This window comes from Streptomyces panacea, from assembly GCF_040560175.1.
Classification (GTDB): Bacteria; Actinomycetota; Actinomycetes; order Streptomycetales; family Streptomycetaceae; genus Streptomyces; species Streptomyces panacea.
Genome location: NZ_JARJHW010000210.1, coordinates 1 through 12,323, shown reverse-complemented (window position 1 = coordinate 12,323; position 12,323 = coordinate 1). Strand labels below are relative to the sequence as shown.

14 protein-coding genes are annotated in these 12,323 nt (G+C 69.5%); 5 read left to right on the top strand and 9 right to left on the bottom strand.

Features of this window, described 5'->3' with window-relative positions; all coding sequences use genetic code 11:
• The 7 genes from mmuM to P3L51_RS31450 all read right to left on the bottom strand — a co-directional run.
• A partial coding sequence (gene mmuM / locus P3L51_RS31480) for a homocysteine S-methyltransferase (protein WP_354608740.1) occupies positions 1 to 736 on the bottom strand: 736 nt, incomplete at its 3' end.
• 37 nt (positions 737 to 773) lie between these two features.
• Positions 774 to 1,724, bottom strand: a complete 951-nt coding sequence (locus P3L51_RS31475) for an LLM class F420-dependent oxidoreductase (RefSeq protein ID WP_354608739.1) — start codon at positions 1,722 to 1,724, stop codon at positions 774 to 776.
• Between the two features lie 156 nt (positions 1,725 to 1,880).
• Entirely contained in the window at positions 1,881 to 2,366 is a 486-nt protein-coding gene (locus tag P3L51_RS31470; protein ID WP_354608738.1) for a DUF6099 family protein, read from the bottom strand.
• A 177-nt stretch (positions 2,367 to 2,543) separates the two neighbouring features.
• Positions 2,544 to 3,020 carry a nucleotide pyrophosphohydrolase gene (locus P3L51_RS31465; RefSeq protein ID WP_354608737.1) on the bottom strand — a complete coding sequence of 159 codons (477 nt, stop codon included), beginning with the start codon at positions 3,018 to 3,020 and terminating at the stop codon, positions 2,544 to 2,546.
• Positions 3,021 to 3,056: 36 nt separating this feature from the next.
• Positions 3,057 to 3,461, bottom strand: coding sequence for a cell division protein SepF (locus tag P3L51_RS31460; protein ID WP_354608736.1), 405 nt, complete (start codon positions 3,459 to 3,461; stop codon positions 3,057 to 3,059).
• 128 nt (positions 3,462 to 3,589) lie between these two features.
• Positions 3,590 to 6,067, bottom strand: a complete 2,478-nt coding sequence (locus P3L51_RS31455) for an ATP-binding cassette domain-containing protein (protein WP_354608735.1) — start codon at positions 6,065 to 6,067, stop codon at positions 3,590 to 3,592.
• Between the two features lie 162 nt (positions 6,068 to 6,229).
• Complete coding sequence (locus P3L51_RS31450; RefSeq protein WP_354608734.1) at positions 6,230 to 7,162, bottom strand: SDR family NAD(P)-dependent oxidoreductase; 933 nt, start codon at positions 7,160 to 7,162, stop codon at positions 6,230 to 6,232.
• A 204-nt stretch (positions 7,163 to 7,366) separates the two neighbouring features.
• On the opposite strand from P3L51_RS31450, the gene P3L51_RS31445 reads away from it, so the two are divergent.
• Positions 7,367 to 7,951, top strand: coding sequence for a TetR/AcrR family transcriptional regulator (locus P3L51_RS31445; RefSeq protein ID WP_354608733.1), 585 nt, complete (start codon positions 7,367 to 7,369; stop codon positions 7,949 to 7,951).
• 61 nt (positions 7,952 to 8,012) lie between these two features.
• Here P3L51_RS31445 and P3L51_RS31440 read toward each other — a convergent pair whose 3' ends face one another.
• Complete coding sequence (locus tag P3L51_RS31440; RefSeq protein WP_354608732.1) at positions 8,013 to 8,513, bottom strand: ATP-binding protein; 501 nt, start codon at positions 8,511 to 8,513, stop codon at positions 8,013 to 8,015.
• A 167-nt stretch (positions 8,514 to 8,680) separates the two neighbouring features.
• Here P3L51_RS31440 and P3L51_RS31435 point away from each other — a divergent pair, with 167 nt between their 5' ends.
• On the top strand, positions 8,681 to 9,526 hold the full coding sequence (locus P3L51_RS31435; protein ID WP_354608731.1) for a helix-turn-helix domain-containing protein: 846 nt from the start codon (positions 8,681 to 8,683) through the stop codon (positions 9,524 to 9,526).
• Entirely contained in the window at positions 9,523 to 9,708 is a 186-nt protein-coding gene (locus tag P3L51_RS31430; RefSeq protein WP_354608730.1) for a DUF397 domain-containing protein, read from the top strand. Before P3L51_RS31435 ends, P3L51_RS31430 begins: the two co-directional genes overlap by 4 nt.
• A 68-nt stretch (positions 9,709 to 9,776) precedes the next feature.
• Here P3L51_RS31430 and P3L51_RS31425 read toward each other — a convergent pair whose 3' ends face one another.
• Complete coding sequence (locus P3L51_RS31425) at positions 9,777 to 10,304, bottom strand: hypothetical protein (protein WP_354608729.1); 528 nt, start codon at positions 10,302 to 10,304, stop codon at positions 9,777 to 9,779.
• Between the two features lie 219 nt (positions 10,305 to 10,523).
• On the opposite strand from P3L51_RS31425, the gene P3L51_RS31420 reads away from it, so the two are divergent.
• Together P3L51_RS31420 and P3L51_RS31415 are read left to right on the top strand one after the other, a co-directional pair.
• Positions 10,524 to 11,495, top strand: a complete 972-nt coding sequence (locus tag P3L51_RS31420; protein WP_354608728.1) for an aminoglycoside phosphotransferase family protein — start codon at positions 10,524 to 10,526, stop codon at positions 11,493 to 11,495.
• Between the two features lie 61 nt (positions 11,496 to 11,556).
• Positions 11,557 to 11,940, top strand: coding sequence for a VOC family protein (locus tag P3L51_RS31415; RefSeq protein ID WP_354608727.1), 384 nt, complete (start codon positions 11,557 to 11,559; stop codon positions 11,938 to 11,940).
• Positions 11,941 to 12,323 lie beyond the last annotated feature (383 nt).

The window sequence follows — 12,323 nt, the reverse complement described above, 5'->3', positions numbered from 1 at the left end:
TCGGGTAGACCACGACCGGTTTGTGCGTGGCCGAGGCCGCCGACGCCACGGCACGGTCCGCGTCGGACGGGTCGCAGCAGTTGACGCCCACCGCGATCACGTCGCCCTCGTCCGCCGCCAGGGCGAACGCCTCGGCCAGCGGCTGCCCGGCGCGCGTACGGTCCCCCGCGATCGTGTACGAGAGCCAGACCGGCACTCCGCATCCCTCGGCCGCCCTGAGCAGCGCCTCGGCCTCGTCGATGTCCGGCACCGTCTCCAGCGCGAGGACGTCCGGCCCGGCCGCCGCCAGCGTCTCGATCCTCGGCCGGTGAAACCGTTCCAACTCCCGTACCGACAGCCCGTACCGTCCCCGGTACTCAGCGCCGTCCGCGAGCATCGCCCCGTACGGCCCGACCGACGCGGCGACCCAGATCTCCCGCTCCACCCCGGCCCCGGCCCGCCGGGCCAGAGCCACGCTGTCGGCCAGCAACTCGGACGCCCGCTCCCGCCCGACGCCCCGGCGGGCGAACCCCTCGTACGTCGCCTGATAGCTGGCGGTGATCAGCACCTGGGCGCCGGCCCGTACGTAGGCGGCGTGGGCCGCCTCGATCTGCTCCGGACCGTCGTCCAGGAGCCGCGCCGACCACAGGTCGTCGGAGAGGTCGCAGCCCTGCGCCCGCAGTTGGTCGGAGAGACCGCCGTCGAGGACAAGGCTGCCCTCGGCGAGCGCGGCGGCGAGTGTGCGGACGGGCTTCACGGACACCTCCCTGTCCTCGATCGGCGGACAGCTCGGTTCAGGGCGCGGACTGCTCGACCAGGCCGGCGCCCAACTGGGACTGCACCTGGGAGGAGAGCAGTTCCAGATGGTCGAGGTCGTCCAGATCCAGCATCTGACAGTAGATACGGGAGGCGCCGATGGCTCCGTACCGACCGATCTTGTCGACGACCTCGGCGGGCGAGCCCGCGAGTCCGTTCGCCTTCAGCTCCTCCACCTCCCGTCCGATGGACGCGGCCCGGCGGGCCACTTCCGCGTCGGTCTTGCCCACGCAGGCGACCAGCGCGGTCGAATACACCAGGTCGTCGGCCTTCCGTCCGGCCTTGACCGCCGCGTCCCGCACGCGGCCGAACTGCCTCTCGCTGTCCTCGATCGAGGCGAACGGGATGTTGAACTCGTCCGCGTACCGCGCGGCGAGGCGCGGGGTGCGTGTCGCGCCGTGTCCGCCGATGAGCACCGGGATCTTGGACTGGGCCGGCTTGGGCAATGCGGGTGAGCCGGCCAGTTGGTAGTGCGTCCCGTCGTACGAGAACGTCTCGCCGGGCGGCGTGCCCCACAGCCCTGTGACGATGGCCAGTTGCTCCTCAAGGCGGGCGAACTTCTCCTTGGGGAAGGGGATTCCGTACGCCTTGTGCTCCTCCTCGAACCAACCCGCGCCCAGGCCCAGTTCGACCCTTCCGCCCGACATCTGGTCGACCTGCGCGACCTGGATGGCCAGCACGCCCGGCAGCCGGAAGGTGCCTGCCGTCATCAGGGTGCCGAGTCGGATCCGCTTGGTCTCGCGCGCGAGACCGGCCAGTGTGATCCAAGCGTCGGTGGGGCCGGGAAGGCCATCGGCGGAGCCCATCCGCAGATAGTGGTCGGAGCGGAAAAAGGCGTCGAAGCCGAGGTCTTCCGTCGCCTTGGCGACGGTCAGCAGCGTCTCGTAGCTCGCCCCTTGCTGGGGCTCGGTGAAGATTCGAAGATCCATGCATCCATCCTGCACCTTCGAGCGCCCGTCGGCCGCGCCTCCTCGCCGGGCCCTGCCCATTCCCCTCTCGGCCGTTCACACCCCGGTCCGTACGGCTGCCCGTACGTCCGCCTGATCCTCAGCCGGTACCCCGGCCCGTTCCCGCCCGCCACCGCGTCACCCCCTCTCCTTCTCCGTCTCACGCACCCGCTCCCGCACCTCGTCCTGCTCGGTCAGCTTGCGCAGCATGCCGAGCACCCGGTCGTTCGACTCGTCGGCCGCGTCGATCGCCTCGATGCACTGCCAGTACAACCCCTCCTCGTCCGTCCCGCACGCCACCGAGACCAGCGCGATCCCCACCTCCCCGAGGAGTACACCGAGCCCGGTCAGCACACTGCGCGGATCCATCACCGTCGAGAGCCGTGCCGCCCGTATCCCCCCGGCGCGCAGCGAAGGGTGGTCAGGTGAAGCGCCGCCCCGCGCGCCCGTTTCCGCGAGGCCTCTTGCCTCCGTCCTCAGCTCCTGCGGTCCGTGCAGGGCCAGTTGGTCCCCGATCGCCTGGGCGAGGGCCTGCGCCTGCCAGGCCTCCGCCACGATGTCCAGCGCCGTACCGCTCCGGGCCAAGGCAACCCGGCCGGCTCCGATGAGCCTTTCCGCGTCCATTCGCCATCCCCGTCTCCGTCTGTCCGATCTGTCCGTCTGTCCCCGTCTGTCGAACACGCCGCCCACTTACTTCATTACCCAGAGTGAGGGGTTGGCAACAGAAAGACCAGAGGAATTCGGAAATCTGTGGACAGGAAGCCAGTTGTGGATAACTCGCTCACTCCGCAGAGTGACGAATCAGTCGGATGTGGACGGAGACGGGGGCGCGGACGGACACGAGGACGGAGACGAGGACCCGGGTGGGGAAGGGGCCGGGGAAGGGGACGGAGAGGGAGCCGGCGTGTGAGTCGGCGAGGGGCCGGGCGCCGGGGCCGAGGGCAGGGAGCGGTCGCCGCTCGGCGGGAAGCGCAGCTCGTTCCGGTCGATCTTCTCGGAGAGCGCGGTGAGCGCGTCGATCCCCAACACGTCGCAGAACTGCAGCAGATACGCCAGCACGTCCGCGACCTCGTCCCGCACACGGTGCGCCGACCCGGGGGTCTCCATCACCCGCGCCGACTGCTCGGGTGTCAACCACTGGAAGATTTCCAGCAGTTCGGAAGCCTCGACGCTCAGCGCCGCGGCCAGGTTCTTCGGTGTGTGGTACGGCTCCCACTCCCGCGCCGCCGCGAACTCCACCAGTCTGCGCTGCAAGCCCTGCACATCAAGTTCAGTCACGGACCCAGATGTATCAGCTGTATCGGGGGCACCAGGTCACGGCTGCTGGACGGCCGCCGCCGCGATCCCCTCGACCTCGGTGCCGACCGGCGCGAGGAGGAAGACGTTGCGGTCGACCCGGTGCATGCCGCTGCCGAGCCCGAAGACGACGCCGCTGCTGAAGTCCAGGATGCGTTTGGCCACATCGGTCTCGGCGCCGGTCAGGTCGAGGAGCACCGGGATCTGCGCGATCAGATGCTCCGCGACATCACGCGCGTCGGCGAAGACCCGCACCCGCAGGACCACGAATCGCCGCTGCTCGGCGGCGTACTCCTCCGGGATCGCCCGGTGGTCGACGCGTGAGGGCCACTCGTTGCGGCCCCGCAGCGGGACGACCTGAGCCAGGCCCTCCCACTGCTCGTCGGTGGCGTCATACCTGTCGTAACCGCCGTACCTGCTCACCGGATCACCCCGCCCGCACGTTGTGTCTGCATGCGGCCATCCTCCCGCTCCTCACCCGTTCGGCCCAACAGCGACACGGACCGGTCGGGGTCCAACTCGACCGGGTGGCCTCGATCGGGCGAACGCGCTCAAGCACCGACGTACTGCGCGAGGTGCTCGCCGGTGAGAGTGGATCGCTCCGCGACAAGATCGGCCGGTGTGCCCTCGAAGACGATCCGGCCGCCGTCGTGGCCCGCGCCGGGGCCCAGGTCGATGATCCAGTCGGCGTGCGCCATGACCGCCTGGTGGTGCTCGACCACGATGACCGACTTGCCGGAGTCGACGAGCCGGTCGAGCAGGCCGAGCAGTTGCTCGACGTCGGCGAGGTGCAGTCCGGCGGTCGGCTCGTCGAGGACGTAGACGCCGCCCTTCTCCCCCATGTGAGTGGCCAGTTTGAGCCGCTGCCGCTCGCCGCCGGACAGGGTGGTGAGCGGCTGGCCGATGGTGAGGTAGCCGAGCCCGACGTCGGCGAGGCGGTCCAGGATGCGGTGCGCGGCCGGTGTGTGCGCCTCGCCGGGGCCGAAGAACTCCTCCGCCTCGGCCACCGACATCGCCAGCACCTCGCTGATGTCGCGACCGCCGAGGTGGTGGTCCAGTACCGAGGCCAGAAACCGCTTCCCCTCGCACTCCTCGCAGACACTGGCGACGCCGGCCATGATCCCCAGGTCGGTGTAGACGACGCCGGCGCCGTTGCAATTGGGGCAGGCGCCCTCGGAGTTGGCACTGAACAGCGCGGGCTTCACGCCGTTGACCTTGGCGAACGCCTTACGGATCGGGTCGAGCAGCCCCGTGTACGTCGCGGGGTTGCTGCGCCGCGAGCCACGGATCGCGCCCTGGCCGACCGACACGACACCACCACCCGCACCACCACCCGCACGGGCGCCCGCGGCCCCCGAACCGCTGACCAGCGACCCGTGCACGAGCGAGCTCTTGCCGGAGCCCGCCACGCCGGTGACGACGGCGAGCACGCCGAGCGGGATGTCGACATCGACATCGCGCAGGTTGTGCGTCGTCGCGCCCCGGATCTCCAGCGTGCCGGTGGGCTCGCGCACGGTCTCCTTGAGAACGGCCCGGTCGTCGAAGTGCCGCCCGGTGACGGTGCCCGCGCCGCGCAGCCCTTCGACGGTGCCCTCGAAGCAGACGGTGCCGCCCGCCGTACCGGCGCCGGGGCCGAGGTCGACGACGTGGTCGGCGATGGCGATCGTCTCCGGCTTGTGCTCCACGACGAGCACCGTGTTGCCCTTGTCGCGCAGCCGCAGCAGCAGGTCGTTCATCCGGCTGATGTCGTGGGGGTGCAGCCCGATCGTCGGCTCGTCGAAGACGTACGTGACGTCGGTGAGGGCGGAGCCGAGGTGGCGGATCATCTTGACGCGCTGCGCCTCGCCGCCCGAGAGCGTGCCCGACGCGCGGTCGAGGCCGAGGTAGCCGAGTCCGATCTCCACGAACGAGTCGAGGGTCCCGCCCAGCGCTTCGAGCAGCGGCGCGACCGACGGTTCGTCCAGCGCGCGCACCCACTCGGCGAGGTCGCTGATCTGCATCGCGCAGGCGTCGGCGATGCCGATGCCCCCGATCTTCGAGGATCTGGCCTCCTCGCTGAGCCGTGTGCCGTCGCACTCGGGGCAGGTGGTGAAGGTGACCGCCCGGTCCACGAATTCCCGGATGTGCGGCTGCATCGCCTCCCGGTCCTTGGAGAGGAACGACTTCTGGATCTTGGGGATCAGTCCCTCGAAGGTGAGGTTCACCCCCTCGACCTTCACCTTGGTCGGCTCGCTGTAGAGGAAGTCCCGCATCTCCTTCTTCGTGAAGCTGCGGATCGGCTTGTGCGGGTCGAGGAGGCCCGACTCGGCGTAGACCCGCACGGTGAAGAAGCTGTCCGACTTCCAGCCGGGGATGGTGAACGCGCCGTCGGCGAGCGACTTGGAGTCGTCGTAGAGCTGAGTGAGGTCGATGTCGGAGACCGTGCCCCGGCCCTCGCAGCGTGTGCACATGCCGCCGGTACGGCTGAAGGTCGCCTTCACGGTCTTGCGGTTACCGCGTTCGACGGTGATCGCACCGCTCGCCCGCACCGAGGCGACATTGAAGGCGAAGGCGCCGGGCGAGCCGATGTGCGGCTTCCCGAGTCGGCTGAAGAGGATGCGCAGCATCGCGTTGGCGTCGGTGGCGGTGCCGACGGTGGAGCGGGGGTCGGCGCCCATCCGCTGCTGGTCGACGATGATCGCGGTCGTCAGCCCTTCGAGTACGTCGACCTCGGGCCGTGCCAGCGTCGGCATGAAGCCTTGTACGAAGGTGCTGTACGTCTCGTTGATCAGCCGCTGCGACTCCGCGGCGACCGTGCCGAACACGAGGGAGCTCTTGCCCGAGCCGGAGACGCCGGTGAAGACTGTCAGCGAGCGTTTCGGGATCTCGACGCTGACGTCCTTGAGGTTGTTCACGCGCGCGCCGTGCACCCGGATCACGCCGTGGACGACGGCGCCGTCCGGCGCCGTCGTGCCCCTGCCCGGGCCCGTGCCCGAGTCCGTGCCCTTCCGGGAGCCCGCCCGCGTACCCGTCCTCGTGGGCTTGCTCATCGTGTCTCCATCTGTGAGGCGAAGTCGCCCGCGCGGTCGCCGTCGCTGTCGCCCGGCCCGAACCGACCGGCGCTGCTGTCCATGGACCTCACGCTAACGCGGCCGAATGGCCGACGCTTCTCCAAAACTGATCGGTCGTGGCGACCGCGCGGGCGGCCCGTCTCAGCGGGCGAGCATCTCCAGCGACACGTCCCACAGCCGGGCGGCGGCCTCGGGGTCGAGCGCGTAGTCGGCGACGCCGGTACCGGCCGGCGGCACGTTCGGTCCGGCTTCGGTGACGTCTTCGAAGTACCGGCCGCCGATGCCTTCCAGCAGCGGCGAGGCGGCGGCGAGGATCGAGGTGGCCGCGCCCTGCTCGGTGGTCTTCCAGGTGGCGCCCTCGATCAGTTTCTGGAACTCCGGGTTCGCATTCTGGTGGCGCTGGAGATTGGTGCGGATGCCGCCCGGCATCAGCGCGTTGGCGGTGATGCCATCGGCGGCCCACCGCTTGGTCGCCTCGACGGCGAACAGGACGTTGGCGGTCTTGGACTGGCCGTACGCCGACCACGCCTCGTACTCCCGGTTCTCGAAGTGGATGTCGTCCAAGACGACGGGAGACCGCAGGTGCGCGCTCGAACTCACCGACACGACGCGAGCGTTGCCCGCCTCGGCCAGCGCGTCGTGCAGGCCGAGCGCCAGCCCGAAGTGACCGAGGTGGTTCGTGGCGAACTGGTGCTCCCAGCCCTCCGGCGTGCGGTTCAGCGGCTCCGCCATGACACCCGCGTTGTTGACCAGGATGTGCAGCGGCCCCTGCCAGGCCGCGACGAATGCCGCGACCGACGCGCGGTCGGCCAGTTCGATCGGGGCGACCGAGACGTGGGGGTTGCCGGTCGTGGCGGTGATGTCGGCGGCCGTACGCTCGCCGGCCCCGATGTCGCGTACGGCGAGCGTGACCTCGGCCCCCGCCGACGCCAGCGCGCGGGCGGTCTCGACCCCGATGCCGGAGGCGCCGCCGGTGACGACGGCGCGCCTGCCGGTCAGGTCGATGCCGTCGATGACCTCGGCGGCGGTGGATTCGCGGGTGAACGGTGTGGTGATCCGGCCGTGACGGCTCATGACGGTCCTCATTCTGTACGGCTCCGTAGGAGGCGGCGCCGGGGAAAAAGGCGGGGCGGGCCCGCCGTACACTTAAACGGAGGATCCTCCGCTCAAGCTCCAAGCTAATCGGAGGAGGCTCCGTTTAGCAAGCAGGCCCGGCCGTGGGCTACGTTCTGGCCGGGAATACGGAGACGACGACGAGCACCAGGGATTGAGGATCGCGTGGCAGCCAACGGCGAGCGGCCACTGCGCGCGGACGCCCGGCGCAATCGCGACCTCGTCCTCGCCGCCGCGATGCGACTGCTCTCCGAGGGCGACGGAGCCGGCGGCGGGAGCGCGACCCTCGACGCGATCGCCAAGGCCGCCGGGGTCGGCATCGGTACGCTCTACCGCCACTTCCCCACCCGCGAGGCCCTGGTCGAGGCGGTCTACCGCAACGAACTGACAGCCGTCTGCGACGCCGCGCCCGCGCTCCTCGACGAATTGGCGCCCGTCGAAGCGACACGGGCGTGGATGGACCGCTACATAGACTTCATGATCGCCAAGTACGGCATGGCCGACGCGCTTCGCGCGGTCATCGCCTCGGGCGGAAACCCCTTCGCGCAAAGCCGCGATCTGCTGGGCTCCGCGATCAAGCTGCTGCTCGACGCCGGGGCGGCGGACGGCAGCTTCCGTAAGGATGTCGACGCCGACGACGTCCTGGTCGGCATCAGCGGTGTGGCCCTCGCGGCGGGCGAGCCGAGCATGCGCGAGCAGGCGGGCCGCGTGCTCGATCTCCTGCTGGACGGTCTGCGCCACAAGCGCTGACCCCCGGCCCGGCCCGCTCGTCCCGACGTCGGCGATTCGCTGTCGCGTCGACGCCGACTTCCTACTCGGTCATCGAGGCGACAGTCGACCGATCCCGTTCGTGGGCGGCGCGCCGGACCCCTTCTTGTGAGGCCGGCACGTACGCCCACACGGTCTTGCCCGGCCCCGACCGCCCGCTGACCCCCCACCGCACGGCGATCGCGTCCACCAGCACCAGCCCGCGCCCCGTCTCACCGTCGGCGGCGACGCCTCGCGGCGCACACGACGGCATCGCGTTGTGGGTGTCGGTCACCTCGATCCGTACGAGGTCCTTGCGGGTGTTGTACGCGAGCCGCAACGCGAAGTCCCGCCCCGGGACCCGGCCGTGGAGCACCGCGTTCGCGGCCAGTTCGGCGACCACGAGGGCGGCCCCGTCGGACGGCTCGGAGCCGTACGGAATGCCCCACGCGTCGAGCTGCTGAGTGGCGAGCATCCGCGCGAGCCGCGCGCCGCGCCGGGTGGCGGAGAACCGCTGGGTGAACACACGTACGGTGACGGCCGCTTGGCCCTGGGGGGATGGCATATGCCCAGCGTCCGCGCCGGATTGCGGCCGTCACCAGGGCCAACGCCAGTACACCTGCCCGCTGTACTGGCTCACCCTCTGGACTGGGTGAGTAACTACCAGTGATGCTGAACCAGTTGTGCGGGGTACGCATCGAGCGGAGCTGGGCCAGGGAGAGGCGAACGGGTATGACGGCGGACGGCAGTGGTGGCACCAGTAGTGAACCTGAGACGTCGGACAGTCTCAAGACCTTCGGTGCGGTCTTGAAGGCGCTGCGGGAGGAAGCGGGCCTGACTCAGGAGGAGTTCGCACCCCGCGTTCAGTACTCGGCGCACTACATCGCCAAGATCGAGCAGGGCAAGCGGTTCCCGCCGAAGGATCTGCCGGGGCGGGCGGGGGTGGTGTTGGGACCGGTCGCGCAGCGGGTGTTGCAGGCTGCGGCGCTGAGTCTGACCAAGGGGGCGGGGCTGGCGTCGTGGTTCCGCAAGTGGGCTTTGATCGAGGAGTCGGCGATCTCGCTGTATGCGTACGAGTGCCGGGCGATTCCAGGGCTGTTGCAGCCCGAGGCGTACGCCAGGGCGCTCTCCGAGCGAAGGTTGCCGCCCCTCACCGAGGCGCAGATCGAACTCCAGGTCTCGGCTCGCCTTGAGCGTCAACGGCTCTTGTCAGAGCGGGAGAACACAGCGTTCTGCTTCGTCATCGAACAGGCCATCCTGGAACGGCGCGCGGGTGGCGAGGCAGTCACGAGGACACTCATCGACCACCTGTTGGAGCAGGGCGCTCGGCGCAACGTGGAAATCCAGGTCATGCCCACGTATCAGGAGGATCACGCCGGGGCGGAAGGTCTCATGTACCTGGCGGAAACGCCTGACCACGAGTGGCTCGGCTATTCTGAGGGCCAGTTGTCGAGCAACCTGATCGCTGCCCCGAACCACGTCAGCATTCTGCTCCAGCGCTATGGGAAGCTGCGCTCGCAAGCTCGCAGCCATGAGGCTACGGTGAGTCTGCTGGAGCGACTGCGAGGAGCACTGTGAACACCACTAAACCGGCTTGGTTCAAGAGCAGCTACAGCAGCGGCGACGGCGACAACTGCGTCGAGGTCGCTGCCCAGCCCCACACCGTCCTCGTGCGGGACTCCAAAGACCCCCACATCGGCCGGCTCACCCTCACCCCCGCCGCCTGGGCCGCCTTCACCACCCACCTCGCAGCGCGCTGACGCGTTGACGGGGTGGCCCGAGTCTCCTCGGGCCACCCCATCCACGTTAGTCCCACGCCAGTCCCGCGTCAGCACACCTTCTGGCTGGCCGCCTGGCCCGCGAGCGGGTCGCCCGCCCTGCGGAGTGAGCCGACGGCTGCCGTGCAGTCGTTCACCGTGTCCGCGCCCCCCGACCAGAACTCCTGGCCGTTGTGGTCGGTCCACGCCTGCCCGCCGAAGAAGTCCTCCTGGCTGTAGCTGTAGACGGCGACGCTCACGTCGTAATCCTTGCTGGTCTTACGGAATGAATCCCAGACCCAGAGATAGCCGTAATTCTCGTTGCACGTCTTCGAGTAGAACTGCTTGACCGACGCGATGTGCGCCCCGGCCCTGTCGATGTACGCTGTCTTTCCGACCTGGTACGCGTCGGCACAGACTCCCGCCACCCGCGCTTTCGCGCTCGCCGGGTTTCCCGCCTCGGTCGGCGCGGTCGACTTGGCCGTCTTCGACGACTTCGACGGGGCCGGTGCAGGGCCGTCACCCGCGACTGCCGCGCCCGCCGGGATCAGTGCGAATGCGCAGGCCGTGGCCACGACCGCGCGCTTGGTGTAGCGCATGAGAACACCCTTTCCCTGAGCACAAGGGCGCAGTAAACCCACGGGCCCGCCAATGGCGGCTACCGCTCGGTTATTGGGCCCGATGCTGTCTGCTGGAATTACTTCCGAACACATAGGCAGACACGGGATCTTCCCCGAGGGTTGCACGACTTCCCCGGTTTTATTTCGGGCAGATAAACGGAATTCCCGCCTCGACTCCTTTTCGATCTCTGGAGAGACATGACGACCGACAACGACGCTTCCACCGGCAGCCGGCGACGGTCATGGCATGAACTCCCGCGTTCCGCGCGGGCGGGCATCGAGGGTGTGCTCGGGGGGACGGTGGCGGCGGCCACGAGCCAGAGGGGCGGGTTCTCCGACGGGCTCGCGGCGAGGCTTCGACTGGCCGATGGGCGACGGGCGTTCGCCAAGGCGGTGGACGCGGAGGCGGCACCGGGCGTTGCGGCGTTCCACCGGCGTGAGGTCGTGGTGAACGGCGGGCTGCCGTACGGGGCTCCCGTACCGAGGCTGTTGGGGTCGTACGACGATCAGGGGTGGGTGGCGCTCGTCTTCGAGGACGTGGAGGGGGTGCTGCCCGTACAGCCCTGGCGCGAGGACGAGTTGGTGCGGGTGCTCGACGCGCTGACGGACCTCGCGGAGCGGCTGACGCCGGCGCCGCGCCTCAACTCGCCCGCCACGTCGCCCCGGTTGGGCGGGTGGGCGCGGCTGGCGGACAGTCCCCGGTCGCTGGCGAAGCTGGGCGGGATCGCCCCCGCCGCCGCGCGCGAGTTGGACCGGCATCTCGCGCTTGAGGCACGGTTGCCCGAGGTGACTGCCGGGGAGACGTTGACGCACGGGGACTTGTATCCGTTCAACGTCCTGCTCACCGACGAGCGTGTCGTGGTCGTGGACTGGCCGCACGCGTGGACGGGGCCCGCGTACGCGGATCTGGTGATGCTGCTGGGGAGTGTGGCGCTCGGCGGGATCGATCCGGAGCCGTACGCCGCCCGGCATCCACTCCTGAGGGGTGTAGATCCGGTGGCGGTTGACGTGCTGATCTCGGCGCAGGCGGGGTTTCTGCTTGCCGCCGCGTGCTCGATGGACTCGGCGGATCCCGGTACGGATCCGAGGCTGGAGCACATGATGACGGCGCTCGGCCTCGCCTCGTTGCGGTGGCTGTCGCTGCGCCCGCACCACGTTCCGTTTCGCTGACACGGGGCGGGGCCGCGTAATCGGCTGGCGAACGGGCTGTCACTCGGGCAGGCTTGCCCGCATGGTCTCGGTGTTGCAGAACGTGGCGATCGATTGTGCGGATGCCTATGAGCTGGCCCGCTTCTGGAGCGAGGTAACCGGCAGTCCGTCGCATCCGGAGGACGGTCCCGGCGCCACGGAGACCGTGGTGATGCTGCCGACCGGTCCGCTCCTGTACTTCAACCAGGTGCCTGAGCCGAAAAGAGTGAAGAACAGGATCCACCTGTGTCTGCGTCCGGAGACCTCCCGCGAGGAGGAGGTCGATCGGTTGCTGGGCCTCGGTGCCACCTTGGTCGCCGACCTCAGGAAACCCGATGGCTTGGGGTGGGCCGTCCTCGCCGATCCCGAGGGCAACGAGTTCTGCGTGTTGCGCGGCGAATCGGACCGTGTCGCGACGTCGAACTGACTCCGACTGACTCCGACTGACTCCGAGCGGGCCCGCCCCTGAGGGACGGCCCGCTCTCGTGCGTGACGGCACGAACGGCATCGTTCACGGGCTTCTCCGCCGGTGAGGGCCACGGCCGACCGCCGACCGCCGACCGCCGACCGGATCATGGACTCGGCGTCCGGCCCGTGAGATACGTGTGCGTGGAATCGAATGTGGGCGCTACTCTCGCCGCCATGTCCGCACCCGCCCGCCTCCTCTGTCTCGCGTGCTTCGCGAACTCGGTGTGGTGCGTCGACGACAACCTCTGTTGTCCGTGAGTCGAGACCCCGCGCACCGCCGCTGACCAGCGATCACCGACAACCGACCACCGACTTCGGAGAACTGTCGTGACCACCACCGCT

Excerpts from the sequence above, each read along its gene's own strand:
- P3L51_RS31475 (WP_354608739.1), bottom strand. The coding sequence starts at position 1,724 with ATGGATCTTCGAATCTTCACCGAGCCCCAGCAAGGGGCGAGCTACGAG.
- P3L51_RS31470 (WP_354608738.1), bottom strand. The coding sequence starts at position 2,366 with ATGGACGCGGAAAGGCTCATCGGAGCCGGCCGGGTTGCCTTGGCCCGG.
- P3L51_RS31455 (WP_354608735.1), bottom strand. The coding sequence starts at position 6,067 with ATGAGCAAGCCCACGAGGACGGGTACGCGGGCGGGCTCCCGGAAGGGC.
- P3L51_RS31450 (WP_354608734.1), bottom strand. The coding sequence starts at position 7,162 with ATGAGCCGTCACGGCCGGATCACCACACCGTTCACCCGCGAATCCACC.
- P3L51_RS31440 (WP_354608732.1), bottom strand. The coding sequence starts at position 8,513 with ATGCCATCCCCCCAGGGCCAAGCGGCCGTCACCGTACGTGTGTTCACC.
- P3L51_RS31435 (WP_354608731.1), top strand. The coding sequence starts at position 8,681 with ATGACGGCGGACGGCAGTGGTGGCACCAGTAGTGAACCTGAGACGTCG.
- P3L51_RS31425 (WP_354608729.1), bottom strand. The coding sequence starts at position 10,304 with ATGCGCTACACCAAGCGCGCGGTCGTGGCCACGGCCTGCGCATTCGCA.
- P3L51_RS31420 (WP_354608728.1), top strand. The coding sequence starts at position 10,524 with ATGACGACCGACAACGACGCTTCCACCGGCAGCCGGCGACGGTCATGG.
- P3L51_RS31415 (WP_354608727.1), top strand. The coding sequence starts at position 11,557 with ATGGTCTCGGTGTTGCAGAACGTGGCGATCGATTGTGCGGATGCCTAT.